26 protein-coding genes are annotated in these 24778 nt (G+C 70.5%); 6 read left to right on the top strand and 20 right to left on the bottom strand.

From position 1 onward, the window contains the following. Positions 1 to 243: 243 nt before the first annotated feature. From proB to obgE, 3 genes are read right to left on the bottom strand one after another with little or no spacing between them, the layout of a single operon-like run. Positions 244 to 1335: a glutamate 5-kinase gene (gene proB, locus CWOE_RS13310; protein WP_012934140.1), complete on the bottom strand. Its 1092-nt coding sequence runs from the start codon at positions 1333 to 1335 to the stop codon at positions 244 to 246. Positions 1336 to 1348: 13 nt separating this feature from the next. Further along, positions 1349 to 2254: an arginase family protein gene (locus tag CWOE_RS13305; protein ID WP_012934139.1), complete on the bottom strand. Its 906-nt coding sequence runs from the start codon at positions 2252 to 2254 to the stop codon at positions 1349 to 1351. Positions 2255 to 2267: 13 nt separating this feature from the next. Then, positions 2268 to 3551: a GTPase ObgE gene (obgE, locus tag CWOE_RS13300; protein WP_012934138.1), complete on the bottom strand. Its 1284-nt coding sequence runs from the start codon at positions 3549 to 3551 to the stop codon at positions 2268 to 2270. 125 nt (positions 3552 to 3676) lie between these two features. Between obgE and CWOE_RS13295 the strand changes: the two genes are divergently transcribed. Further along, a complete protein-coding gene (locus tag CWOE_RS13295; protein WP_012934137.1) occupies positions 3677 to 4369 on the top strand; it encodes an SDR family oxidoreductase in 693 nt (230 codons plus the stop codon). Positions 4370 to 4429: 60 nt separating this feature from the next. Continuing rightward, entirely contained in the window at positions 4430 to 5299 is an 870-nt protein-coding gene (locus tag CWOE_RS30665; RefSeq protein WP_012934136.1) for a collagen-like triple helix repeat-containing protein, read from the top strand. Positions 5300 to 5367: 68 nt separating this feature from the next. Here the strand turns inward: CWOE_RS30665 and rpmA are convergent, their stop codons facing one another. From rpmA to CWOE_RS13220, 14 genes are all read right to left on the bottom strand, one after another. Beyond that, positions 5368 to 5640, bottom strand: a complete 273-nt coding sequence (gene rpmA / locus CWOE_RS13280; RefSeq protein ID WP_012934135.1) for a 50S ribosomal protein L27 — start codon at positions 5638 to 5640, stop codon at positions 5368 to 5370. Further along, positions 5640 to 5984 carry a 50S ribosomal protein L21 gene (rplU, locus tag CWOE_RS13275; protein ID WP_012934134.1) on the bottom strand — a complete coding sequence of 115 codons (345 nt, stop codon included), beginning with the start codon at positions 5982 to 5984 and terminating at the stop codon, positions 5640 to 5642. Before rplU ends, rpmA begins: the two co-directional genes overlap by 1 nt. Before the next feature lie 11 nt (positions 5985 to 5995). After that, on the bottom strand, positions 5996 to 7906 hold the full coding sequence (locus tag CWOE_RS13270) for an Rne/Rng family ribonuclease (RefSeq protein WP_012934133.1): 1911 nt from the start codon (positions 7904 to 7906) through the stop codon (positions 5996 to 5998). A gap of 14 nt (positions 7907 to 7920) precedes the next feature. Continuing rightward, positions 7921 to 9117: a rod shape-determining protein RodA gene (gene rodA / locus CWOE_RS13265; RefSeq protein ID WP_012934132.1), complete on the bottom strand. Its 1197-nt coding sequence runs from the start codon at positions 9115 to 9117 to the stop codon at positions 7921 to 7923. After that, the gene (gene mrdA / locus CWOE_RS13260) at positions 9114 to 11114 is read right to left on the bottom strand and encodes a penicillin-binding protein 2 (protein ID WP_160165515.1); all 2001 of its coding nucleotides are present in this window, start codon (positions 11112 to 11114) and stop codon (positions 9114 to 9116) included. The genes rodA and mrdA overlap by 4 nt, the downstream gene beginning before the upstream one ends. Positions 11115 to 11120: 6 nt before the next feature. Then, positions 11121 to 11702: a rod shape-determining protein MreD gene (gene mreD / locus CWOE_RS30660; RefSeq protein WP_012934130.1), complete on the bottom strand. Its 582-nt coding sequence runs from the start codon at positions 11700 to 11702 to the stop codon at positions 11121 to 11123. Continuing rightward, the gene (mreC, locus tag CWOE_RS13250; RefSeq protein ID WP_041730480.1) at positions 11699 to 12535 is read right to left on the bottom strand and encodes a rod shape-determining protein MreC; all 837 of its coding nucleotides are present in this window, start codon (positions 12533 to 12535) and stop codon (positions 11699 to 11701) included. The genes mreD and mreC overlap by 4 nt, the downstream gene beginning before the upstream one ends. A gap of 101 nt (positions 12536 to 12636) precedes the next feature. Next, entirely contained in the window at positions 12637 to 13689 is a 1053-nt protein-coding gene (locus CWOE_RS13245; RefSeq protein ID WP_012934128.1) for a rod shape-determining protein, read from the bottom strand. 156 nt (positions 13690 to 13845) lie between these two features. Then, the gene (locus CWOE_RS32030; RefSeq protein WP_081425351.1) at positions 13846 to 14418 is read right to left on the bottom strand and encodes a Maf family protein; all 573 of its coding nucleotides are present in this window, start codon (positions 14416 to 14418) and stop codon (positions 13846 to 13848) included. 6 nt (positions 14419 to 14424) lie between these two features. Further along, on the bottom strand, positions 14425 to 14832 hold the full coding sequence (gene ndk, locus CWOE_RS13235) for a nucleoside-diphosphate kinase (RefSeq protein WP_012934126.1): 408 nt from the start codon (positions 14830 to 14832) through the stop codon (positions 14425 to 14427). Positions 14833 to 14893: 61 nt separating this feature from the next. Continuing rightward, a complete protein-coding gene (locus CWOE_RS13230) occupies positions 14894 to 15406 on the bottom strand; it encodes a zinc ribbon domain-containing protein (protein WP_012934125.1) in 513 nt (170 codons plus the stop codon). A 115-nt stretch (positions 15407 to 15521) separates the two neighbouring features. Beyond that, positions 15522 to 15644, bottom strand: a complete 123-nt coding sequence (locus CWOE_RS34340; protein WP_012934124.1) for a hypothetical protein — start codon at positions 15642 to 15644, stop codon at positions 15522 to 15524. Then, positions 15641 to 16909 carry a bifunctional folylpolyglutamate synthase/dihydrofolate synthase gene (locus tag CWOE_RS13225; RefSeq protein WP_012934123.1) on the bottom strand — a complete coding sequence of 423 codons (1269 nt, stop codon included), beginning with the start codon at positions 16907 to 16909 and terminating at the stop codon, positions 15641 to 15643. Before CWOE_RS13225 ends, CWOE_RS34340 begins: the two co-directional genes overlap by 4 nt. Next, a complete protein-coding gene (locus CWOE_RS13220; RefSeq protein ID WP_012934122.1) occupies positions 16906 to 19470 on the bottom strand; it encodes a valine--tRNA ligase in 2565 nt (854 codons plus the stop codon). Before CWOE_RS13220 ends, CWOE_RS13225 begins: the two co-directional genes overlap by 4 nt. A 146-nt stretch (positions 19471 to 19616) precedes the next feature. Here CWOE_RS13220 and CWOE_RS30650 point away from each other — a divergent pair, with 146 nt between their 5' ends. Together CWOE_RS30650 and CWOE_RS13210 are read left to right on the top strand one after the other, a co-directional pair. Then, the gene (locus CWOE_RS30650) at positions 19617 to 19955 is read left to right on the top strand and encodes a helix-turn-helix transcriptional regulator (protein WP_012934121.1); all 339 of its coding nucleotides are present in this window, start codon (positions 19617 to 19619) and stop codon (positions 19953 to 19955) included. After that, a complete protein-coding gene (locus CWOE_RS13210) occupies positions 19939 to 20439 on the top strand; it encodes a nucleotidyl transferase AbiEii/AbiGii toxin family protein (RefSeq protein WP_012934120.1) in 501 nt (166 codons plus the stop codon). The genes CWOE_RS30650 and CWOE_RS13210 overlap by 17 nt, the downstream gene beginning before the upstream one ends. On the opposite strand, the gene clpX is transcribed toward CWOE_RS13210, so the two are convergent. From clpX to tig, 3 genes are all read right to left on the bottom strand, one after another. Continuing rightward, complete coding sequence (clpX, locus tag CWOE_RS13205; RefSeq protein ID WP_012934119.1) at positions 20436 to 21722, bottom strand: ATP-dependent Clp protease ATP-binding subunit ClpX; 1287 nt, start codon at positions 21720 to 21722, stop codon at positions 20436 to 20438. The two genes, CWOE_RS13210 and clpX, sit on opposite strands and share 4 nt — an antisense overlap. Positions 21723 to 21763: 41 nt before the next feature. After that, positions 21764 to 22348, bottom strand: a complete 585-nt coding sequence (clpP, locus tag CWOE_RS13200) for an ATP-dependent Clp endopeptidase proteolytic subunit ClpP (protein ID WP_012934118.1) — start codon at positions 22346 to 22348, stop codon at positions 21764 to 21766. 207 nt (positions 22349 to 22555) lie between these two features. Next, positions 22556 to 24022, bottom strand: a complete 1467-nt coding sequence (gene tig / locus CWOE_RS13195) for a trigger factor (protein WP_012934117.1) — start codon at positions 24020 to 24022, stop codon at positions 22556 to 22558. 26 nt (positions 24023 to 24048) lie between these two features. Between tig and CWOE_RS33475 the strand changes: the two genes are divergently transcribed. Further along, on the top strand, positions 24049 to 24198 hold the full coding sequence (locus tag CWOE_RS33475; RefSeq protein ID WP_012934116.1) for a hypothetical protein: 150 nt from the start codon (positions 24049 to 24051) through the stop codon (positions 24196 to 24198). 54 nt (positions 24199 to 24252) lie between these two features. Beyond that, positions 24253 to 24744 carry a beta-class carbonic anhydrase gene (locus tag CWOE_RS13190; RefSeq protein WP_012934115.1) on the top strand — a complete coding sequence of 164 codons (492 nt, stop codon included), beginning with the start codon at positions 24253 to 24255 and terminating at the stop codon, positions 24742 to 24744. Positions 24745 to 24778: the final 34 nt, after the last annotated feature.

Here is a 24778-nt window from a genome sequence, read left to right as displayed (position 1 = left end):
GCTCCCTTCAGCAGCGGGGGTGGCGAGGGTGGCGACGAGTACGACGGAACGGGCGAGGAGCATGGCGTGGTCCTTCTCTCGGTGAGGACCGCCGCGACGGCGGTCGGAGGGCCCGCGGCAGAGCGCGGGAGGGTGACGGGTCGGCGAGCCTGCGGTCAGCCGGATACGCGTACGCCGACGAGGACGCGCACGGCGTCCATAAGTCGATCGGCGAAGGCGAGGTGCTGCGTCACGCGATGCATCTTACGCCAAGACGAAATAGTCACGGTGGATCGCCTCTTCGCTGGCGCGCGGCAGCACCTCGCGCGCCTCGGCGGACTTCATCCCGCGGACTCTGCGCAGCTCGACGGCGGAGTAGTTCGAGATCCCCTTGCCGACGGGATCGCCGTCGTGCAGGACGTCGACGGCGTCGCCGGCGTCGAACCTGCCTCTGACACCGACGATCCCGACCGGCAGCAGCGACGTGCCGCCGTCGCGCAGGGCGCGCGCGGCGCCCGCGTCCACGGCGATCCGGCCGCGGGCGGGCTTGGCGTACTTCAGCCACAGCTTGAAGCTGGAGTAGCGCTCCGCGCGCGCCGGGAAGCGCGTGCCGACCTGCTCGCCCGCCGCCGCCGCGGCGATCGCGCCGAGCGTGCGGCCGTTCGCGACGACGGCCGGGATGCCGGCCGCGGTCGCCATCTCCGCGGCGACGACCTTCGAGCGCATGCCGCCGGATCCGAGCGCCGTCGTCGTCTGGCGGATGTCGAGCGCGGCGAGCGCCTCGAAGTCCTCCACCAGCGGGACCAGCTCGGCGGTCGGGTCCAGCCGCGGGTCGGCGGTGTAGAGGCCGTCGGTCGACGTCAGCAGCACGAGCAGCTCGGCGCCGAGCAGGATCGCCACCTGCGCGGCGAGGAAGTCGTTGTCGCCGAAGGAGATCTCGTCCGTCGTCGTCGTGTCGTTCTCGTTGATCACCGGCACGACGCGCCAGTCGAGCAGCTTCTGCAGCGTCTGGCGGGCGTTGAGGTAGTGCGTCCGCGCGCTGATGTCGAAGAACGTCAGCAGCACCTGCGCGGTCGCGACGCCGCGCTCCTGCAGCAGCTCGTCGTAGACGCGGTACAGCTGCCCCTGCCCGACGGCGCTCGCCGCCTGCAGCTCGTCGATCACGCGCGGGCGCATGCCAAGCCCCATCACGCCCATCCCGCGGGCGATCGCGCCGCTGGTGACGATCACGACGTCGCGCCCGCCGCCGTGCAGCGCGGCCGCCTCGTCGCAGACGTGCTCCAGCACGTCGCGCCGCGGCTGCCCCGCGTCGTCGCAGACGATGCTCGACCCGAGCTTGATCACCACCGTGCCCATCGGAACGAGCAGCTTACGGACGCGGCGGGCGTGACGGCAGCACGCGCCCGAGCAGCTCGGCGACGCGGCGGGCGAACGCCCCGTCGGGGTCGGCGTCGGCCTGCAGGTCGCTGACCGAGACGCCGATCAGCTCCGGCGCGGCGGCGAGCGGCGCCAGCAGCTCCTCCAGCGCCTCCCACGTCAGCCCGTCCGGCTGCGGGTAGCTGACCGCCGGCATCACCGACGCGTCGAGCACGTCGAGGTCGAGGTGCAGCCAGGCGGGTGCGCCGGCGAGCCGCGCGGCGGCCTGTTCGCCGACCGCGCGCGGGCCGGCGGCGAGGATCGCGGGCGCGTCGCGCCACCAGACGGCGGACGGCATCAGCGCGAGGTCGTCGTCGTTGCCGGGATCGGCGCCATACGGCCGCAGTCCGAGCACGACGGCGCGCTCGGCGTCGAGCAGCGGCGCGGCGGCGACGGGCTGCGCCAGCTCGACCAGCCGCGCGGGACCGCGCCCGAGCGCGATCGCGAAGTCCATGTCGGCCGCCTCGCCGGTCGGCGAGGTCGCGCCGTCCATCGCGTCGGGATGGCCGTCGACCATCCACAGGCCGATCGCGTGGCCCGCGACGCGGCAGCCGGCCAGCACGCCGGGCAGCAGCGTGCAGTCGCCGCCAAGCACGAGCGGCCGCGAGCCGGCGTGGAGCACGCCGGCGACCGTCTCGCGCAGCAGCAGCGAGGCGGCGAGCACCGCCTCGTAGGCGATCACCCCGGTCCCCGGGTCGCGCTCGGCCGGGCGCAGCAGGCCGGTCACGTCGCCGAGGTCCTGCGCCGCACCGACCGCCTCGCCGATCCCCGCGGCGCGCAGCGCGGCGGGCGCGCGCTCCTCGCCCTCCCCCGCGCCGGCCGAGTCCAGCGGCGCGCCGAGGAGGATCCAGTCGCTCACGCGGTCCCGCTACCTAGGAGGGATCCAGCTCGAACTCGACGCCGCCGATCACGACGTCGTCGCCGGACTCGAAGCCGGCCTCCTCCAGCGCGCGGATCACGCCTATCGAGCGCAGCCGGGTCTCGAGGAAGGCCATCGCCTCCTCGTTCTCGACGTCGTAGCGCGCGACGAGCCGGTCGACGCCGTCGCCGATCACCTTGAAGCGGCCCTCGTCCAGCTCCTCGACGGTGAAGCCGCGCGGCGCCGCCGGACGGAAGATCTTGTGCTCGGCGAGGCCGTCGACGTCGGCGATCTCGACCGGCGGCGTGACCGGCACGTACTGGAGCAGTGCCTTCTTCAGCTCGTCCAGCCCTTCGCCGGTCGCGCTCGAGGTGCGCAGGATCGGCACGTCGGGGCCGAGCCGCTCGCGCCACTGCACCTCCGCTTCCGCCGCTGCCTCAGGCGTCACGAGGTCGGTCTTGGAGAGCGCGAGGATCCGCGGCAGCCCGGAGAGCCGGGCGTCGTGCGCGGACAGCTCCTGCTCGATCGTCGCGTGGTTCTCGACCGGGTCGGTGCCGTCGACCGGCGCGAGGTCGAGCACGTGCACCAGCAGGCGCGTGCGCTCGACGTGCGCGAGGAAGTCGTGGCCGAGCCCGGCGCCGTCGCTGGCGCCCTCGATCAGCCCGGGGATGTCGGCGATCACGAGCTGGCGGTCGTCGCTCTCGATCGTGCCGAGGACCGGCGTCAGCGTCGTGAACGGGTAGTCGGCGATCTTCGGCTGCGCGGCCGTGATGCGGCTCAGCAGCGACGACTTGCCGGCGTTCGGCAGCCCGACGAGGCCGACGTCCGCAAGCAGCTTGAGGTGCAGCTCGACCCAGCCCTCCTGGCCCGCCAGCGCACGTTCGGCGAAGCGCGGCGCCTGCCGCGTCGGCGTCGCGAAGTGCTTGTTGCCGCGCGCGCCGCCGCCGCCCTTGGCGATGATCGCGCGCTGGCCGGGCACGACGAGGTCGTGTCGCGTGCCGTCGTCGAGCACGACGACCGTCCCGGGCGGGACTCTGATGACGAGGTCGTCGCCGTCCGCGCCGTGCCGCAGCTTGCCCTCGCCGTTGCCGCCCTTGCGCGCCTTGAAGTGCGCGGTGCGGCGGAAGAACTGGAGGTCGCGCAGCGAGTCGTCGCACAGCAGCACGACGTCGCCGCCGCGGCCGCCGTCGCCGCCGTCGGGCCCGCCCTTCGGAACGCGCGACTCGCGGCGGAACGACATGCAGCCGTCGCCGCCGCGGCCGGCCTGGACATGGATGCGCGCGCGATCGGAGAGCATTCGGTCCATCGTAGACGCGAGCCGCGCCCGGCGGGTTCCGCGACCCGGTTCATGAGCCGCGTGAAGAAGTGGCTGCTGGGCAGCCGCTTCGTCACGCGGCTCGTGCGAATGGGCAGGATAGGCCCATGTCCGATCCAGTCTTCCTCATCACCGGCGCCTCGAGCGGCATCGGCGCGGCGACCGCGCGGCAGGCCGTGCATGCCGGCTACCGCGTCGTCCTCGCCGCCCGCTCGCGCGACCGGCTCGACGCCCTCGCCGCGGAGCTGGGCGGCTCCGAGCGGGCGCTCGCCGTCACATGCGACGTGACCGAGTGGGAGCAGCAGCAGGCGCTCGTGGCGCAGACGCTCGACGTCTACGGCCGGCTCGACGTCGCGTTCGCGAACGCCGGCTTCGGCGCGCCGCGCGGCTTCCTCGAAGGCGACCCCGCGCAGTGGCGTGAGATGGTGCTGACGAACGTCTACGGCGCCGCGCTGACGCTGCGCGCAACGATCCCGGCGCTGCGCGAGCGCAGAGGCCACCTGCTGCTGACCGGCTCGGTCGCCGGCCGCAAGGCGATGCCCGGCTCGCTCTACTCGGCGACGAAGTGGGCCGTGACGGCGATGTCGGAGGCCGTCCGCCAGGACCTGAACGAGAGCGGCGTGCGCGTGACGCTGCTCTCCCCCGGCGCGGTCGAGACGCCGTTCTGGGACAACGGCGCACCGCTCCCGCATCCGCTGACGGACGACGACATCGCCGACGCGGTCATGTACGCCGTCACCCGCCCGAAGCACGTCGACGTCAACGAGATCCTGATCCGCCCGACGGAGCAGCCCGTGTAGCGCATACGCGCCAAAGTCTCATAGCATGCCGCCTTTCTGTCGAACGACACGGAAGGTCACATGCAGAACTGGATCAGGACGCTGCGCCCGTCGCGCGTCACGTTGGCTGCACCGGTCGCGGTGCTCGCGCTGGCCGGCGGCGTCGCCGTCGCGAGCACCGCCGAGATGCCATGGGCGAGAAGCTCCCAGAGCAGAGAGCTGCGCGGCTGCGTCAGAGCGTCCGACCGCACGCTGCGCATCCCCGCCGTCGGCAGAAGATGCGCGCGTGGCGAGCAGACGATCAGCTGGAACACGCGCGGCCCGGCCGGAGCGAGAGGCGCGAGCGGCGCGGCCGGAGCGAGAGGCGCGAGCGGCGCGGCCGGAGCGAGAGGCGCGAGCGGCGCGGCCGGTCCCGCTGGTCTCGCCGGCGAGCGGGGCAGAACCGGACCGCAAGGCCCTGCCGGCAGAGACGGCCACCAAGGCGCCCCGGGCAGAGACGGTCAGCCGGGCACGCCTGGCGCCCCCGGCATCGCGGGCGCCCCCGGCGCTCCGGGCCAGCCGGGCAGAGACGGCGTGGGCGCGTCCGGCAAGAGCGCCAGCGCCCCGATCACGGTCGCGAGAGGCGGGAGCCAGACCGTCCTGTCGCTGACGCTCCCCGCCGGTGCACACCTCGTCACGATGCAGGTCTCCGCCACCTCCGCCACGGAGGGCGCGATGGCCCGCCCGGAGTGCTCCATCGACGGCGGTGGCGAGCTGCTCGGCGCCGGTGTGGCGCACGTGAGCTCGATGACCGTCGCGAAGACGTTCAGCGGCCAGGCCTTCATCGAGCTTTCCGCGGCAGGGTCCGTCGAGCTGGTCTGCAGCAGCAACGCCGATGCGCAGTTCCCCGCCGACGGATCCGTCATCGGCGCGCGGGCGCTCGTCGCGATGCCGATCGCGATGCAGCCCTGACGCAGAACGACGAACGCCCCGGCGGCTGCCGGGGCGTTCGATCAAAGCTGTGATGCGGTGCGGCGGGACTACTCGGACGGCGCGGCAGCTTCGGCCGGGACGATCGAGATCACGCGGCCGCGGCGGCCGGTTCTGAAGTCGACCTTGCCGGCCGCCTTCGCGAAGATCGTGTCGTCCTTGCCGATGCCGGTGCCCTCGCCCGGCTTGAATCTCGTGCCACGCTGGCGCACGATGATCTCGCCGCCGGTGACGGTCTCGCCGGCGAACACCTTCACGCCGAGGCGCTTGGCGTTCGAGTCGCGGCCGTTGCGGGAGGAGCCGAGCCCCTTCTTATGCGCCATTACGCAGCCTCCTCGGTTCTTCTCGCCGCTCTGCGCGCGCCCGCCTTGATCGTCGTGATCTGGATGCGGGTGAGGTCCTGGCGGTGGCCGTTGCGCCGCTTGTAGCCGCGCTTGGGCTTGAACTTGACGACACGCAGCTTCGGCCCGCGCTCGTGGGCGACGATCTTCGCCTCGACCGTGACCTTCGCGAGGTCCTCGCCGTCGAGGATGTCGTCGTCGCCGCGGTACAGCAGCGGCTGGAGCGGGACGGTGGCGCCCTCGTCGGCAGCAAGCTTCTCGACGAGGAGGGTCTGGCCCTCTTCGACGCGGTACTGCTTGCCGCCTGTCTTCACGATCGCGTACATGGAATCTCTGGTCACTCGGTAGCGGCGGTTGAGTCCGCCGTTGCACGGGAACGGCGCCGTCCGCCTCTGCGGCCGCGGCGCCGAGCGGTTGATTCTACGCCATCCGGCGAATCGCCGCTGTCCTCCCCGCCGGACGAGCCGTCCGCGCCGTTGCCGACGAGCGTCGCGGTCGCCGCTGTGCGGCCAACCTCGTCGATCCGGACGAGCCTCTTCTCGCCCACGTGGCGGCCGCCGCCGGTCACCGAGACGATGTAGCCGTCGATCTTCGCGACCGCGTCGTCGACGTTGTACATGTGCGGCTCGACGATCGTGACGAGCACCTCGTCGCCCTCGCGGAACGGCAGCGCGCGCTCGGCCACCTCGTCGCGAGAGCCCTCGAACGTGATCGCGAAGTGGTCGAGCGGCAGCCCCTCGGAGCCCTCGAAGTGGAACCACTTCCCGGTCTCCTCCTCCAGCTGGCGCAGGATGCGCGCGGAGTTGCCGGTGAAGACCGCGCCGACGCGCGGGTTGATCTGGAGCAGCAGCGCCTCGGCCTCGTGCTCCTTGGCGATGTCGCGCAGTCTGCGCTCGAAGTCGATCGCGATCGTCTCCTCGGAGCGGATCACGCCCTCGCCGCCGCACGTCGGGCAGTGCCGGGTCATGATCTCGCGCACGCCCTCGGTGACGTTCTGGCGCGTCATCTCGACGAGGCCGAGCGGCGAGATCTCGACGACGAACGTCTTCGTGCGGTCCTCGTCGAGCGACTTGCGCAGCGTCTTGAGGACCGCGTCGCGGTTGCGCGCCCGCGCCATGTCGATGAAGTCGATGACGATGATGCCGCCGATGTCGCGCAGCCGCAGCTGGCGGACGGCCTCCTCGGCGGCCTCGAGGTTCGTTCTCGTGATCGTGTCCTCCAGGCGCGCGCCTCTGCCGCGCCCGATGAACGATCCCGTGTTGACGTCGATCACCGTCAACGCCTCGGCGTAGTCGATGATCAGATAGCCGCCGCTGGGCAGGTCGACGCGTCTGGTCAGCGTCCCCTGGATCTCTCTCTCGACGCCGAAGCGCTCGAACAGCGGCGCCTCCTCCTCCCACAGCTCGACGCGGTCGACCAGCTCCGGCGCGGTGCGCGTGAAGAACGAGACCAGCCGCTGGTACTGCTTCTGGTCGTCGACGACGGCGCGCTCGAAGTGGTCGGAGAAGACGTCGCGCACGACGCGGATCGAGAGATCCGCCTCCTGGAAGACGAGATCGGGCGCCTGCGTCTCCTCGACGCGCTTGGCGAGCACGTCGTTGAGCTTGAAGAGGTACTGCATCTCCCGCTCGAAGTCCTCGCGTCTGGCGCCGAACGCCGCGGTGCGGATGATCGCCCCGCCGCCCTGGAGGTCGAGTCTCGCGGCCTCCTTGCGGAGGCGGTCGCGCTCCTTGTCCGGAAGGCGCCTGGAGACGCCGACGCCCTCGCCCTGCGGCGTGTAGACCATGTAGCGGCCCGGGATCGTCAGCTCCATCGAGAGCCGCGCGCCCTTCGTCTTGAGCGGGTCCTTGACGACCTGGACGACGACCTCCTGGCCGGGTCTGAGGAGGTCGTGGATCTTCAGGCCGTCCTTGCCCTGGCCGCGGCCGCGTCTCGGCGTCTCGACGCCGGGGATCACGATCTCGTCGACGTGCAGGAAGCCGTTCTTCTCGAGCCCGATGTCGACGAAGGCGGCCTCGAGGCCGGCCAGGACGTTGTCGACCTTGCCCTTGTAGATGTTGCCGACGATCGAACGGTTGCCGCGGCGCTCCAGGTACAGCTCCGCGACGCGGTAGCCGGCGGACGGGTTGGCGGGCTTGCGCCGCCGGCGACCGCTTGTTCTGGGCGCGGGGGCGACGTCGCCCGTCGCTTCGAGCAGCGCGACGCGGGTCTCCCCACGATCGACGCTGACCAGCACTTGCTTCTTCACAGTAGGTGTCTTCCTTAGGAGAGGACGAGCCCGCGGCCCTTCGATCCCTGTGCGATCCGCGCTTGGATGTGGATCGACTGGAGAAGGCCGAGAGCGATGAACGTTGTCAAGTAGGAGGCGCCGCCGTAACTCATCAGCGGCAGTGTCACGCCGGTGATCGGCATGATGCCGATCGTCATTCCGACGTTGACGAGAAGCTGGTACATCAACATCGCGAGGATTCCTGCCGCGATCAGCGTGCCGAAGAGGTTCTTCGCCATCGTCAGCAGGCGCAATGTTCGCCAGATCAGGAGCGCGAACAGCGACAGCACGAGCGCGGCGCCGGCAAATCCCCAGCGCTCGCCGACGACCGAGAAGATGAAGTCGGTGTGGTGCTCGGGCAGGAAGTTCAGCCCCGTCTGCGTCGAGTGGTCGAGGCCCCGGCCGGTCTTCTCGCCGGAGCCGATCGCGATCTTCGACTGGTTCAGCTGGTACGTCACGTCTCTCACGTCGCTCGACGGGTTGAGGAAGCCCGTCAGGCGGTCGACCTGGTACGGCTTGAGGACGTTGACGCCGACCGCCGGCGCGACCGCCAGCACGAGCACGAGCGAGACGGCGAACAGCCCGATCAGGCCCGCGATGTGACGGCCGGGCGAGCCGGCGATGAACAGCATCGTCAGCGCCGCGACGACGTAGACGCTCGCGGAGCCGAGGTCCGGCTGGACCATCACGAGCGCCGCCGGCCCGAGCGCCAGCAGCATCAGCCGCGCCGTCGTCTCGCGCTCCCCCAGCCGCCGGGTGCGGTCCACGATGAAGCCCGCGAGGGCGACGATCAGCAGGACCTTGCCCAGCTCCGAGGGCTGGAATCTGAAGAACGGCAGCTCGATCCAGCTGCGCGCGCCGCGGGTCGCGGCGGCCAGCAGGAGCGGCAGGATGTTGAGCCCGATCATCAGCCCGTAGATGCCGAGCTTGAACTCGCGCAGCCGCGAGTAGTCAAAGCGGCTGATCGCGAGCATCAGCACCATGCCGACGACCGCGTAGCCGATCTGACGATGGGCGAAGTAATCCGGCGCGCCCGCGATGTCGTTGCGCGTCGCGCCGCCGATCGCGATCACCGAGCAGACGACGAGCCCGAGCGTCGCGAGCAGCATCAGCGGGTCGAACAGCAGCCGCGGCCGCGCATGCGAGCGGGTCGCGCCTTCGACGCTGCGCTTGATCGGCGTCGCGCTCAATACGACGCCGATCTACCCGCGACGACTCTGCCCGCATTGCCGAAGAACCACTGCGAGAGGATCTGCCGGACCGCAGGGGCGGCCGCCTGGGCGCCGAAGCCGCCGTCCTCGATCACCGCGGCGACGACGATCGGCCGCTCCGGGTCGGGGACGTAGGCGACGTACCACGACTGGTCGGGTCTGCCGTCCATCTGCGCGGTGCCGGTCTTGCCGTAGACCTGCTTGCCGAAGCCGGCGAAGACGTCGGCGGAGGTGCCGTTCGCCTCCGACGTCGAAGCAAGCAGGCCCGCGCGTATCGTCTCCAGCCCTGGGATGTCGATCTTGCGCGTCGGTCTCGGCGCGATCCGCTCGACGACCTGGTCGCGCTCGTTGCGGACCGTCATGCCGATGTGCGGCCGCACGACCGTCCCGCCGTTCTCGATCGCCGCGTAGGCGACCGCGAGCTGCAGCGGCGAGGCGAGGAAGTCGCCCTGGCCGATCGCGAGCGAGACGTTGTCGCCGAGCGACCACGGGCGGTCGTCGGCGATGAAGCAGTTGTCGCGTCTGTATCTCTTGCGGCATCTCTGCTCGATCTCCCAGCGGCCTCTGCGCCAGGTCGGGTCGGGCACCGTGCCTCTCATCTCGCCGCTGAGGTCGATCCCGGTCCGCTCGCCGAAGCCGAACTTGCGCGACCACTCCTGCAGCGCGCCGCCGCGCGGGTTCTTGAACGGGTCCTTGTTCAGCTTCGCGCCGAGGTCGTAGAAGTAGGTGTCGACCGAGACCGCGAGCGCCTGGCGCATGTCGACCGCGCCGAAGACGGCGCCGCCGGCGTTGCGGCGTCTCTGGAGGCCGCTCGTCCAGGTACCCGTGTCGGTGTAGAACGTCCCCTCGGTCGTCTGGCCGTCGGCGAGGCCGGCGGCTGCTGTGACGACCTTGAACGTCGAGCCGATCGCGAAGCCGCCCGAGATCGCGCGGTTGAAGAGCGGCTCGTTCGCGTCCTCGCCGTATCTCGCCTTGTACGCTCTCGTGCTGATCGGTCTGGTGAAGTCGTTCGGGTCGAACGTCGGGTTCGAGCCCATCGCCAGCACCTCGCCGCCACGCGGGTCGATCGCGACGAACGCGCCGCCGCTGGCCGGGTTGCCGTTGGCGCGGCCGGTGTCGATCCCCGTCTCCAGCGCCGCCTGGCCGACTCTCTGGAGTCTCGCGTCGATCGACAGCTGGACGTTGTTGCCCTTCTGCGGCTCGTCCGTCGTCAGTCTGCGCTTCGCGACGCCCATCGCGTCGACCTGGATGCGCTGTGCGCCGTTGGTGCCGCGCAGGTAGCGGTCATAGGTGTATTCGAGGCCGTCCTTGCCGACGATCGTGCCGCCTCTGACACCACGGAACTCCGGTTCTCTGAGCTGGTCCTCGCTGACCTGCCCGACCGTGCCGAAGAGATGCGCGCCGACCGTCTTGAACGGGTACTCGCGCACCCACGCGTTCTGGATCTGCACGCCCGGGAACTGCTGCGCGCGCTCAGCCAGGTAGGAGTAGACGGCGCGCGAGGCGTCCGGGTCGACGACGACGTCTGCGTACGGCAGCACGCCGACGTTCTGGTCGACCTTGCACTGCAACGGCATCAGCTGCTTGACGACTCTCGTTCTGCCCGAGCCGAATCTGCAGTCATCGGGTCTCGTCGATCTGCCGAGCACCCGGCTCAATCTCGTGAACAGCTCGCGCCGCTGGCCGTCGTCCTCCGGGAGGGTGGTCGGCGAGACGACGACCGCGACCGCGTTGCGGTTCTCCACCAGCACGGTGCCGTTGCGATCGGTCATCTCCCCGCGCGGCGCCTGGATCGTCACTCTCCGCACGCGGTTGTTCGACGCCTCGGCGAGGTACTGGTCGCCGGACAGCACCTGCAGGAACCAGAGGCGGAAGAAGACGATCCCGAAGATCGCGAACGCGATCCCGCCGAGGATCGCGACCCGCATCGCGAGCTGCGGCGACAGCTGGGTGCGGCGGTCGTCTGGCGATTCCATCATCGGCTAGCGGCTCTGCGAGGGTCGCGAGAGCGGGGACAGCCCGCCGGTCGTGTAGGCGCGACGGCGGCGCCGGCGCGGATCGTCGGGCAGCGAGCCCTGGACGATCCGCCGCACGAGCGCGTAGACCGGCACCGCGAACAGCGCGCCGAGCAGGATCGTCACGACGACCTGGCGCAGCAGCAGCCAGCTGACCGGCGCCTGCACGCCGAGCAGGAACTGCATCAGCGCGAAGCCGACCGTCGCGATCGCGGTCGCGGCCGCGCCGACGAAGACCGGCACGAGCCCGTGCGCGGGGTCGCGCAGCTCGCGCAGACGGCCCGCCGCATAGCCGATGAGGATGTAGAGCAGTGACGTCACGCCGAGCGTCTGGACGAGCGCGAGGTCGACGAAGAGGCCGACGGCGAAGCCGAAGATCGCGCCGGGCAGCGAGCCCGCGAGCAGGCCGACGGAGGCGACCAGCAGCGGCGCGAGGTCGACGCTGACGCCGAAGACAGTGATCTGCGAGATCGCCGCGATCTGCACGATCACGGCGACGAAGCCGAGCGCCGCCAGGCGCGCGGGGAGCTGCCAGTTGTCGCCGCTCATGGCACCTGGGCGCGTTCGCCCTCGCCGCTCGGCGAGCTGGTCAGGATCTGGACGAAGTCGAGGTGGCGCAGGTCCGCGATCGGCGCGACGTGGATCTGGTTCTGCGAGTCGAGCTCCGCCTCGTCGACTCTCGTGACGCGGCCGATCGGGATCTTCGGCGGGTACGGCGACTCGAGTCTGTCGGCGATCGTGCCTGAGGTGACGACGACGTCGCCCTCTCTCGCGGTCGTGTCGCGTCTGAGCTGCTGCATCAGCAGGTCGAGCGGGTCGCCGATCGACGGTCTGACCAGCCCGTAGTCGCCTCTGCCGTTGAGCAGTCTGCCCGAGACGGTCGATCTGAGGTCGGTGATCAGCGTGACGATCGCCGTGCCGCCCGCCGCCGTGCTGATGTGCCCGACGAGGCCGCCGTCGGCGATCACCGCGTCGCCGACGTGCACGCCGGAGCCGCTGCCGGCGTCGACCTGCATCGTGTCGCGAAAGAGGTTGTTCGGCGAGCGGGCGATGATCCGCGCCGTCACCGGCTGGTACTCGGACAGGTCGTACGTTCTGCGCATCGCGACGAGGCCGCGCAGCTCCTCGTTCTCCTCGATCGCGACGTCGTAGGCGATCTGTCTTCTGAGCAGCGCGTCGCGCTGGGCTCTGAGCTGGTCGCGCTCCTTCTTGGCGTCGAGCGTGTCGCCGAACCAGCCGAACAGGTCGCGCGCGGGCTTGAGCGCGCGGCTCGCGCCCTCCTGTATCGGCGAGAGGACGTTGATCACGCCGCGCTGCACCGAGTGCAGCGGGCTCCCCGGCGACTCGCCGAAGTACGCGGTCAGCAGGATCAGGGAGACCACGACGAGCGCGATGAGCGTGACTCGTCGGCGGCGAACTTGTCTGTCATACACGGGTCGCGTGTCTCCAAGGGGGTTGAAGCTCCTGCGCGGCGGCTGACCATCTAGTAGCGCCGGCGCCGGTTGTTCTTCGAATTCTTGTGCGAGCGGTGGATGGCTTCGAACTCCTCCAGCGAGCGGCCCGATCCGACCGCCACGCACGTGAGGGGTGATTCGGCCAGGTGCGCCGGCATCTGCGTCTCGTGGCGGAGGCGCTCGTCGAGCCCCTGAAGCAGCGCACCGCCGCCCGCGAGCATGATGCCGCGGTCCATGATGTCGGATGCGAGCTCCGGAGGGGTCCGGTCCAGCGTCTCCTTCACCGCGTCGATGATCTGCGAGATCGGCTCCTCGAGCGCAGCGCGGATCTCCTCGCTCGTCAGCACGACCGTCTTCGGCAGCCCGGAGACCATGTCGCGCCCGCGGATCTCGGCCTGCACCTCCTCCTCCATCTCGAAGGCGGAGCCGATCTCCAGCTTGACCTCTTCGGCCGTCTGCTGGCCGATCAGCAGCTTGTACTCGCGCTTGACGTAGTTGATGATCGCCTCGTCCAGCTCGTCGCCGCCGACGCGGATCGACTGCGAGACGACGATCCCGCCGAGCGAGATGACGGCGACCTCAGAGGTGCCGCCGCCGATGTCGACGACCATCGAACCGGTCGGCTCGCCGACCGGCAGGCCGGCGCCGATCGCCGCGGCCATCGGCTCCTCGATCAGGTACGCCTGGCGCGCGCCTGCGGAGAGGCATGCCTCCTCGACGGCCCGCTTCTCGACGCCCGTGACGCCCGACGGGACGCAGACGACGACCCTCGGGTGCGCCCACCGGTTCTGGTGGACCTTCTGGATGAAGTGCCGGAGCATCTCCTCCGTCACCTCGAAGTCCGCGATCACGCCGTCCTTCAGCGGGCGGATCGCGGAGATCGTGCCCGGCGTGCGGCCGAGCATCCGCTTCGCCTCGATCCCGACCGCGTGCACCTCGCCCGAGCGCGAGTCGACCGCGACGACGGACGGCTCGGACAGCACGATGCCGCGACCGCGCACATACACAAGTGTGTTGGCGGTACCGAGGTCGACCGCCATGTCGCGGCCGCCAAATCCGGTCAGGTAGCTGAAGAAGCCCATGCGCGCTGGAGGGGGAAGTGGGACGAAGGCCTGGAGGGGCGCCGGATCAACAGTCCGGCAGGGGGCCTCGCCCCGGCCGGAGTGTAGCGGACGCCGGATGCGGCGCCGCCGTGCGCGAGCACCCGCGATGGCGCGAAGACGCTGCAAATCGCATCCTCAGCGAGCCTCCTGCAGGATCGCTGGCAGAAGGTCCAGCAGCGCCGGGACCGGCAGCCCGACGACGTTGAGGTAGTCGCCCTCGATCGCGTCGACGAGCGCGGCGCCGCGGCCCTGGATCGCGTAGCCGCCCGCGCGGCCCTCCCACTCCCCCGTCCCGGCGTACCAGTCGAGCGTCGCGGCGTCGAGCGCGCGGAAGTGGACGTGGGTCGAGGCGAGCGCCGTCCGCGGCTCCCCTCCGGGCTCGACGACGCAGACGCCGCTGAGGACGGTGTGGCTGCGGCCGGCGAGCGCGGACAGCGTCGCCCGCGCGTCGGCCGCGTCGGCCGGCTTGCCGAAGACGGCGCCGTCGAGCACGACGATCGTGTCGACGCCGAGGACGACGGCGCCGGTGCGCGCCCGCGCGTCGCCGGCCAGCGCCAGCGCCTTGCGGCGCGCGTTCTCGACGGCGACCGTCGAGGGGTCGCCGTCGGTCAGCTCCTCGACGTCAGCCGGGCAGACCTCGAACGGAATGCCCAGCTGCGTCAGGATCGCCCGCCGCTGGGGCGAGCGCGATGCGAGGAGGAGGGGCAGAGGCAGCTAGCCGAGGCTCGGGAAGAAGATCGCCGCTTCGCGCGCGGCGGACTCGTCCGAGTCGGAGCCGTGGACCATGTTCTTGCCGACCTCGAGCGCGAAGTCGCCGCGGATCGAGCCGGTCGCGGCCTCGATCGGGTTCGTCGCGCCGATCACCTGGCGGGCGGCCTTGACGGCCTCGTGGCCCTCCAGCACGGCCGCGACGAGCGGGCCCGAGGTGATGAACTCGACGAGCTCGCCGAAGAACGGGCGCTCGCTGTGCTCGGCGTAGTGCGTCTCGGCGATCTCGCGCGTCAGCGTCTGCTTCTCCAACGCGACGATGCTGAGGCCCTTGCGCTCGAAGCGGGCGAGGATCTCACCGGTCAGGCCGCGGGCAAAGGCATCCGGCTTGACCAGAATCAGGGTCCGGCTCATTCGGGCTCCTTGAAGAGGTTCGGTTCGACGGGTCGGCGACGGCGCCGACGACGCGACAGTGTTACTGAGTCGGCTCGGCGACGTCTTCGACGCGCCGGCGCCGGGCGCGCCGCGGGGCAGCCGCGGTCGACTCGACTTCGGTCTCGCAGTACGGGCAGACCTTCCAGAGCGGGTCGAGCGGCTTGCCGCACGAGCGGCACGGGTCCTTCAGCTTGCGCATGCAGTTGGGGCAGCGCAGGAAGTCCTTCTCCACCTCGAAGTCGCAGTGCGGGCAGAGGTGGTAGCCGAGCTGGGCGAGGCGGGCCTCGGCGGCCTGCATCTCGAGCTCGCGCTCGCGCACGTCGTCGAGGTATTCCGGCGGCCGCACGATCATGTAGACGAGCGTCCCGACGAGCGGGAACAGCGACGCGGCGGTCGCGCAGCCGACGAGCATCGGGTCCTCGATCCGCCGCCGGGCGTCCGCGAACGTCCAGTAGATGAGCGCGATCCAGAGGACGACGAGGAAGAGCAGCACGAGATTGACGGCCAGGTTGAGGCCGCTGTTCTCGATGCCGAAGATGGCGAACGGGGTCATGGTTGCGGGCGAGTTTAGCCTGGGTCCGGTTGCAGAGGCACCACGCTGGCGCATTCAGACGTTCGCTGAACGCGCGAAAGCTCCTGCATACTGCAGCACACGTGCGGGCGTCCGGTCAGAGGAACGCTCGCCCGAACAAGTAGCCGATCGCGAAGAAGACGAGGATCACGATCGCCACGATCGCGGCGACGAGCCCCATCATCGGCAGGAACTTCGGAGGCTGCGGATCGTCGGTCACAGGATCGAGGCGTTGCGCTGGCCGGCCGGGCGCAGCAGGTCGGCGACGAGGTAGATCGAGCCGGTCGCGAGCACGACGCCGCCGGCGCCGGCCAGCTCCCGCGCGCGTGCGAGCGCGCGGCGGGGGTCCGTCTCCAGCTCGCTCGGCGGCCCGTCGAGCTGCGACGCGAGCGACGCGAGCGTCGCCGGCGGCAGCGCGCGCGGGCTGTGGTTGCGCGTGAAGACGACGTGCTCGCAGTGCGGCAGCAGCGCCCGCAGCATCGCGGCCGCGTCCTTGTCGTCGAGCACCGAGACGACCGCGACCAGCCGGCGGCCGGCGGTCAGCTGCGGCAGCGACTCCGCGATCGCCTCGATCCCGGCCGGGTTGTGCGCGCCGTCGAGCACCGTCAGCGGCTCGTGGCCGGCGACCTGCATCCGCCCCGGCACCATCACCGCACCGGCGGCGGAGCGGACCGCGTCGAGGTCGAGCGCACGGCCCTCGGCCGCGAGGTAGGCGTCCGCGGCCGCGCGCGCGAGCGCGAAGTTGCGGCGCTGGAAGGTGCCGGGCGCGGCCACCTCCACCCCGGGCTCCGCGGGCGCGACGATCAGCTTCGCGCCGTGGCGGTCGGCCGCCTGCTGCGCCTCGTCGAACGCGTCCGGGTGCAGGTCGGCGCCGACGACGAGCGTGCCGCCGTCGCGCACGACGGCGAGCTTCTCGCGCGCGATGTCGCGCACCGTCGGGCCGAGCCAGCGCGTGTGCTCGAGGCCGACGTTCGTCAGCACCTGGACCGTGCTCGGCAGAACGTTGGTGGCGTCGTAGCGGCCGCCGAGGCCGGCTTCGATCACCGCGACGTCGATCTTGCGCGCGGCCAGCTCGCTGAAGGCGGCGGCCGTGAGCGCCTCGAACTGCGTCACGCGGTCGTCCTCGCGCTGGGAGCGGTCGACGAGCGCGGCCGCGTGCGCAGCGCGCTGGACGGCCTTTGCGAACGCCACAGCGTCTGTGTCGACGTCGTCGACGCGCATCCGCTCCGTGAAGGAGACCAGGTGCGGCGACAGGTAGGCGCCGGCGCGCAGGCCGTGGCGCTGGAGGATCGCCGCGGTCATCCGCACGGTCGAGGACTTGCCGTTGGTGCCGACGACGTGGATCGAGTCGAAGCGGCGCTCGGGCTGGTCGAGCGTCGTCATCAGGCGGCGCATCCGGTCGAGGCCGAAGCGCATGCCGAACAGCTCCAGTCCCAGCAGGTACCGCTCGGCCTCGTCCAGCGTCCAGTTCGCGGTCGAGGTCACAGCGCCTCCAGCTCCTCCTGCAGCGCGGTCAGCTTCTGCCGCTCGGCGTCGACGACGGCCGGCGGCGCCTTCGCGACGAAGCCGTCGTTGGCGAGCTTCCCCTCGCAGCGGGAGATCTCCTTACGCAGCGTCGCGCGGCGCTCCTCCAGCTTTCTCTCGGCGGCGCCGAGATCGACGGCGTCGCTCGCGAAGATGTTGACGGCGCCACCGGGGATCGAGACCTGCGCGACCGGCTCGTCGCCGTTGCGCTCCGCCTCGACCAGCTCCAGCCGTGCCAGGCGCGCGACGTGGTCGGCGGTCTCGCCGTAGCCGGCGGCGTCGATCCGCGCCGGGATGCGGGCGCCGGCGGGTGCGCCGACGGAGTCGCGCCAGCCGCGCAGCGCCTGCACCGCCTCGATCGCGGCGGCGATCGCGCGCTCGGCCTCGGCGTCGCCGGCGGCCGCGTCGAGCGGCGGCGCTGTGCGCGCGGCGAGCAGGCCCTCGGCGCCGGGCACGTGCGACCAGATCTCCTCGGTCACGAACGGGATCACCGGGTGGGCGAGCTGAAGCGTCTCGGTGAGGACGTGCAGCAGCGTCGCGGAGAGGTCGTCGCGCTCCTGGCCCTCGGCCTCGTAGAGGCGCGGCTTGACCAGTTCCAGGTACCAGTCGCACAGCTCGCCGTAGACGAAGTCGTAGAGCCCCAGGACGGCGTGCGAGAAGTCGTACGCCTCGATCCGCTCGGCGACCTCGGCGCGCGTGTGCGCGAGGCGCGAGAGGATCCAGCGGTCCTCGACCGCCTGCGGCCGCGATGCCGGTCGTGCCTCGGGATCGATCCGCGTCAGCACCAGCCGCGAGGCGTTCCACAGCTTGTTCGCGAGCTGCTGGCCCTGCTGGACCTTCTCGGCCGAGTAGCGCACGTCCTGCGAGGACGACATCGCCAGCAGGCCGAAGCGGACGCCGTCGGCGCCGTGCGACTCGATCTCGTCGAGCGGGTCGATGCCGGTCCCGAGCGACTTCGACATCCGGCGGCCGTCGGGCGCCTGGATGACGGAGTGGATGTAGACGTCTCTGAAAGGGACCTCGCCCGCGAACTCGAGCCCCATCATGATCATGCGGGCGACCCACAGGAAGAGGATGTCGCGCGCCGTCGAGAGCACGTCGGTCGGGTAGAACGCTTTCAGCTCGGGCGTCTCGCGCGGCCAACCGAGCGTCGCGAACGGCCACAGCGCGGAGGAGAACCACGTGTCGAGCACGTCGGGGTCGCGCTCCCAGCCGTCGCCCTCGGGCGGCGTCGTGCCGACGTACGTCTCCTCGCCGCGATACCAAACTGGAATCTGGTGACCCCACCACAGCTGGCGCGAGACGCACCACGGGCGGATGTTCTCCATCCAGTCGAGGTAGACGCGCGTCCAGCGCTCCGGGTGGATTCTGACGCGGCCGTCCTTGACGGCGTCGATCGCCGGCTGCGCCAGCTCGTCCATCCGCATGAACCACTGGAGCGAGATCAGCGGCTCGATCCGCTCGCCGGAGCGGTGCGAGAACGGCACGACGTGCGGGTACTCCTCGGTGCGCGATATCGCGCCCGCCTCGCGCAGCGCGGCGACGACCGCCTCCTGCGCCTCCTTCACGCCCAGCCCCGCGAAGCGCTCGCCGGCCGCCTCGGTCATGCGGCCGTCCTCGCCGATCACCGTCAGCTCCTCGAGCCCGTGGCGGCGGCCGATCTCGAAGTCGTTCGGGTCGTGGCCGGGGGTGATCTTGAGCGCGCCTGTGCCGAACTCCGGCTTGACGTAGTCGTCGGCGATGATCCGCAGCTTGCGCCCGACGAGCGGCAGGATCGCCTGCTCTCCGACGAGCCGCGCGTAGCGCTCGTCGGACGGGTTCACGGCGATCGCGGTGTCGGCGAGCATCGTCTCCGGGCGCACGGTCGCGACGGTGATCGAGCCGTTGCCCGACGCGAGCGGGTAGTCGACGTAGTAGAGCGTGTCGACCTCTTCGCGCTCCTCGACCTCCAGGTCCGAGATCGCCGATCTGCTGCCGGGATCCCAGTTGACCATGTAGTTGTCGCGGTAGATCAGGCCCTTCTCGTACAAGTCGACGAAGACCTTCTGGACCGCCTCGACGTAGCGCTCGTCGAGCGTGAAGCGCTCGTCGTCGTAGTCGAGCGAGGCGCCGAGCCGCTGGAACTGCCCGACGATCGTGTCGCCGTACTGCTCGCGCCACTGCCAGACGCGCTCGGTGAACGCCTCGCGGCCGATCTGCTCGCGGCCGCTGCCCTCGCCGGCGAGCTGCTTCTCGACCTGCTTCTGCGTTGCGATGCCGGCGTGGTCGGTGCCGAGGATCCACTTCGCGCGCTTCCCGCGCGCGCGATTGAAGCGGATCAGCGCATCCTGGATCGACCCGTTGAGCGCGTGGCCCATGTGCAGCGCGCCCGTGACGTTGGGCGGCGGGACGGCGATCGAGTAGTTCTCGTCCGCGGTGCCCTCGGGCTCCGGGTGGAACAGCCCCGATTCAAGCCAGCGGCGCAGGATGCGCGGCTCGGCCTCGGCGGCGTCGTAACGGGTCTTGGTCTCCAGCTCAGACATGTGTGCCGGAAGTGTATTGCGACGCGCCGAATCAGCCGCGTCTGACCGCCGTCTCGACCCCGGCGCGCCGGGGTTCCTGCCGCATCGGCATTGCATCCATCACATATGCTGTTGACGCTATGCCTCCGCCCGCGCAGCATGTGGCCATGTCCCCATCGACCCTCGTCCGCGACGCCCGCCGCAGCGCCGGCCTGACGCAGGCCCAGCTCGCCGAGCGCCTCGGCACCACCCAGCCCGTGATCGCGCGCCTGGAGCGCGCCGGCTCCAACCCGACGTTCGAGACCGTCGCCGGCGCGCTCGCGGCGGCCGGCTACCAGTTCGAGCTGCGCGCGACGCACGTCGGACTCTCGACCGTCGACGAAGATCTGATCCGGCGCCAGCTCGCGTTGTCGCCAGCCGACCGGCTGCGCGCACTCGACCGTCAGATCACGACGATGCGCTTCCTCGCCGACGCCGGAGCACAGGCCCGTGCAGCACACTCCTGATCTCCAGCTCGTCGCGCTGCTGCACCGCCTCGCCACCGCGAACGTCGACTTCGTCGTCGTCGGCGGCGTCGCCGTCGCTGTCCAGGGATACGGACGCGCGACGAAGGACCTCGACATCACCTACGCGACGAACGCCGCGAACCTCGAACGCCTCGGTGAGGTGCTCGTCGCGCTGGAGGCGCGGCTCCGCGGAGTCGGGGAGGACGTTCCGTTCGTGCCCGACGCCCAGACGCTGAGACGGATAGCGATCCTCACGCTCGACACGACCGAGGGTCCGCTCGACCTGCTCGTGAGACCCGACGGCGCGGCACCTTACGACGAGCTGCGCGAGCGCGCCGACGTGATCGACCTCGACGGCGCGAAGATCCACGTCGTCGGCATCGACGACCTGCTGTCGATGAAACGGGCCGCTGGGCGCCCGCAGGATCTCGCCGACATCGACGCGCTCGAAGCCGTCAAACGGGTGCGGCGCGGAGCCGGCTAGGCCGACTCTTCGCGCAGGTCGCCGTCGTCGCTGGAGCCGTCGTCGTCGACGGCCTCCGTGACGAGCGTCGGCGAGAGGCCCTTCTCGATCGTCTCCTTCGTCACGACGCACTTCTTCACGTCGCGGCGGGAAGGCAGCTCGAACTGGACCTCGAGCAGAACCTCTTCGATGATCGAGCGCAGGCCGCGGGCGCCGGTCTCGCGCTCCAGCGCCTTGTCCGCGACCGACTGCAGCGCCTCGTCGGCGAACACCAGCTCGATCCCGTCGAACTGGAAGAAGCGCTGGAACTGCTTGACGAGTGCGTTGCGCGGCTCGGTCAGGATCGTCATCAGCTCGTTGCGCGAGAGCTGGTGGACGGCCGACATCACCGGCAGGCGGCCGATGAACTCGGGGATCAGGCCGTAGTGGACGAGATCCTCCGGCAGACATTCCTCGAAGGTGTTGCCGAGATCGCGCGCGGCCTTGTCCTGGAGCGTCGCGCCGAAGCCGACGCCCTGGTGGCCGACGCGCCGCTCGATCACCTTGTCGAGGTTGGCGAACGCACCGCCGCAGACGAACAGGATGTTCGTCGTGTCGATCGTGAGGAACTCCTGATGGGGGTGCTTCCTACCGCCCTGCGGCGGGACCGAGGCGGTCGTCCCCTCGAGGATCTTCAGCAGCGCCTGCTGGACGCCCTCGCCGGAGACGTCGCGCGTGATCGACGGGTTGTCGGCCTTGCGCGCGATCTTGTCGACCTCGTCGATGTAGATGATCCCCGTCTCGGCCTTCTTGACGTCGTAGTCGGCCGCCTGGATCAGCTTCAGGAGGATGTTCTCGACGTCCTCGCCGACGTAGCCGGCCTCCGTCAGCGCAGTCGCGTCCGCGATCGCGAACGGTACGTTGAGGATCTTCGCGAGCGTCTGCGCGAGCAGCGTCTTGCCGCAGCCGGTCGGCCCGAGCAGCAGGATGTTCGACTTCTGCAGCTCGATGTCGTCGTCCTCGGACTGCATCATCTGGACGCGCTTGTAGTGGTTGTAGACCGCCACAGAGAGCGTCCGCTTGGCCGCCTCCTGACCGACGACGTACTCGTTGAGCACGTCGTAGATCTGGCGCGGCTTCGGCAGGTTGGCGAGGTCGAACGTCGGCGGAGCGGTCAGCTCCTCGTCGATGATCTCGTTGCAGAGATCGATGCACTCGTCGCAGATGTAGACGCCGGGGCCGGCGATCAGCTTCTTGACCTGTCGCTGGGACTTGCCGCAGAAGCTGCAGAGGAGCTGTTCGTTGGAATCTGTTGGCCGTGCCATGTCGGTCACTCCCCTGGAGTCGGCACTCGCACGCGAAAGCCTTAGTGCTTCGCGATCACGCGATCGATGATGCCGTAGTCCTTCGCCTCTTCGGAGCTCATGAAGTAGTCGCGCTCGGTGTCCTTCTTGACCTCGTCGACCGGCTTGCCGGAATGCAGCGCGATGATCTCATCCAGGCGCCGCCGGATGTCGATGATCTCTCTCGCGTGGATCTCGATGTCGGTCGCCTGGCCCTGGAAGCTCGACGAGACCTGGTGGATCAGGATCTTGGCGTTCGGAAGCGCCATCCGCTTGCCTCTCGCACCGCCCGACAGCAGCAGCGCCCCCATCGACATCGCGATGCCGACGCAGATCGTCTGCACGTCGGGCTTGATGAACTGCATCGTGTCGTAGATCGCCAGGCCCGCGTAGACGGAGCCGCCCGGCGAGTTGATGTAGATCGAGATGTCCTTGTCCGGATCTTCGGACTCGAGGTGCAGGAGCTGCGCCACGATCAGGTTCGCGATCTGGTCGTCAACGGGCGTGCCGAGGAAGATGATCCGCTCGTTGAGGAGGCGCGAGTAGATGTCGAAGGCGCGCTCGCCTCGCGACGTCTGCTCAACGACCATCGGTACCAGGGGGCTCATAGTCCTCGCTTTGTTTCGCTTCCTCGGCTCGAATCCTTCCGGGGAGCCGAGTGCTCAGCGCCCGTCCGGTGCGGCGAGTCTAGCAACCGCCAGGGGGCGGCTTTCCGGGTCTGCAGGATGATGCGCGAACGCCGCCGAAACGTCCCGGAAGACGGTGCGGCGGCGTCTGCGCGAAGGCGGTGCGGACGGCGAGCGCCCGCGTTGCGGCTAGGCGTCCGCCGCGTCTCTTCTCGCTCTGGCTCTGGCGGCTCTTCTGGCGGCTCTCGGTCTCGCCGCTCTCGCTCTCGCTCTGGCAGCCGCTCTGTCGGCTCTGTCGCCTCTGGCGGCCGCTCTCGGCGCTCTGACCCTGACGGTCGGTCTCGCCGCGCCGGGCGCGACGGCGTTCGCGCGCTCGACGAGCAGGTCGAGTGCCTGCGTCGTCGCGACGTCCTCGCGCAGCGCCTCGACGTTGCCCGTCTTCTTCACGCGTGCCAGCAGCTTCGCGCCGGTCGTGTTCTCGTGCGAGGCGGTGTGCTCCAGCGCGGCGGCGAGATCGTCCTCGCTCGGCTCGATCGACTCGGCCTCGACGACTGCGGCGAGGACCGCCTCGCGCTTGAGCGCCTGCTCCGCGTCGGGCTTCGCCTCCTCGAGGATCTCCTCCTCGGATCTGCCGGACATCTGCATGTACGCCTGCTTGGAGAGCCCGCGCTGCTGCAGCTGGCGGGACGTCTGGTCCCACAGCTCCGCGGCGCGCGCCTCGATCAGCGCGTCCGGCACGTCGACGGTCGCGTTCGCGACGGCGGCGTCGAGGACGGCCTCGCGGTACTCGTTCTCGATCGTCTGGCCGTCCTGCTCGGAGATCCGTCTGCGGATGTCGTCCTTGAGCTCGTCGAGCGTGTCGAAGCCGGCGGCGTCGGAGGCCAGCTCGTCGTTCAGCTCCGGCAGGACTCTCGCGCGCACCTCCTTGACGGAGATCTCGAACTGCGCATCTCTGCCGGCGAGGTGCCCGGCACCGTAGTCGTCCGGGAATCTCACCTGGATCGTGCGGTCCTCGCCGGCCTTGGCGCCGGTCAGCTGCTCCTCGAAGCCGGGGATCAGGCGGCCGCCGCCCAGCTCGATCAGCTGGTCGCGGCCCTCGCCGCCCTCGAACGGCTCGCCGTCGATCGAGCCGACGTAGTCGACGACGACGAAGTCGCCCTCGGCGGCCTCGCGCTCGACGGTCTCGAGTCTGGAGAGGTGCTCGCGCAGGTGCCCCAGCTCATGCTCGACGCGCTCGTCGTCGACCTCGGCCTCGCGGCGCTCGACCTCGAGCCCGGTGTAGTCGCCGAGCGTCGCCGTCGGGCGGACGCCGATCTCGATCGTGAAGCTCAGCGGCTCGCCCTGCGGCGGCAGGTCGCCGAGGTCGAGTCTCGGCTCGCCGACGGGATGGATGCGAGCCGTGTCGACCGCCTCCGCGTACCAGCCGCCGATCGAGCCGCGGACGGCCTCGTCGAGGACGTAGTCGCGCCCGACGCGGCGGATCACGACCTGGGGCGGGACCTTCCCCTTGCGGAAGCCCGGGACGCGCATGTCGCGGGCGAGCTGCTTGGCGGCGCGAGTGAGGCTCTTCTCCACCTCAGCGGCGGGAACTTCGGCCTCGACGCGGACGCGCGACTCGGGAAGCTCGGTGACGTTGGTCTTGAGGGCTTCAGGCATGAGGTCGCGAACGATACCGTGGGTCGATGACCTCCCGGCTGCTCGCCCGTCTCGCGACCGGCCCCGTCGCGTTCCTGCTCGCGGGCGCCGCGGACCTCTCCGTCGCCTGGGGACGCTGGGCGCGCTCGCACGTGCGCGCGCGCATGCGCGCGCGTTTGCCGCGCAAAGCCAGGTAAGCCACCCGGTTTTCCACTATTTTGATGGCGTTCTGCGAGCGACGTGGAGGTCGCATGAGCGTCATCGAAGAGCTGCTGCGCAACAACGAGGCCCACGCCGCCGGCTTCGACCACGACCACCTCACGGCGACGCCGCGGATGCGGGTGGCGGTCGTCACCTGCATGGACCCGCGGATCGACCCGGCCGGACTGCTCGGCCTCGCCGTCGGCGACGTCCACGTCCTGCGCAACGCCGGCGGCGTCGTCACCGACGACGTGATCCGCTCGCTCGCGATCTCCCAGCGCAAGCTGGGCACCGAGGACGTCGTGCTGATCCACCACACCGACTGCCACCTGCAGACGTTCGACGACGACGGCTTCCGCAACGAGATCCGGCGCGAGACGGGGATCAAGCCGAGCTGGTCGGCGGAGACGTTCACCGACCTCGACGCGGACGTGCGGCAGTCGATCGCGCGCGTCGAGGCGAGCCCCTACCTCCCGCGCACCGACCGCGTGTGCGGGTTCGTCTACGACGTATCGACGGGCCGGCTGCGCGCCGTCGGGTAGGTGGTTGCATTCGGTTGGCTGGCCAGCCAACCTA

This window comes from Conexibacter woesei DSM 14684, from assembly GCF_000025265.1.
Lineage (GTDB): Bacteria > Actinomycetota > Thermoleophilia > Solirubrobacterales > Solirubrobacteraceae > Conexibacter > Conexibacter woesei.
Note: the sequence above shows the minus strand (reverse complement) of the source record. Positions and strands in the feature narration are given on the sequence as shown.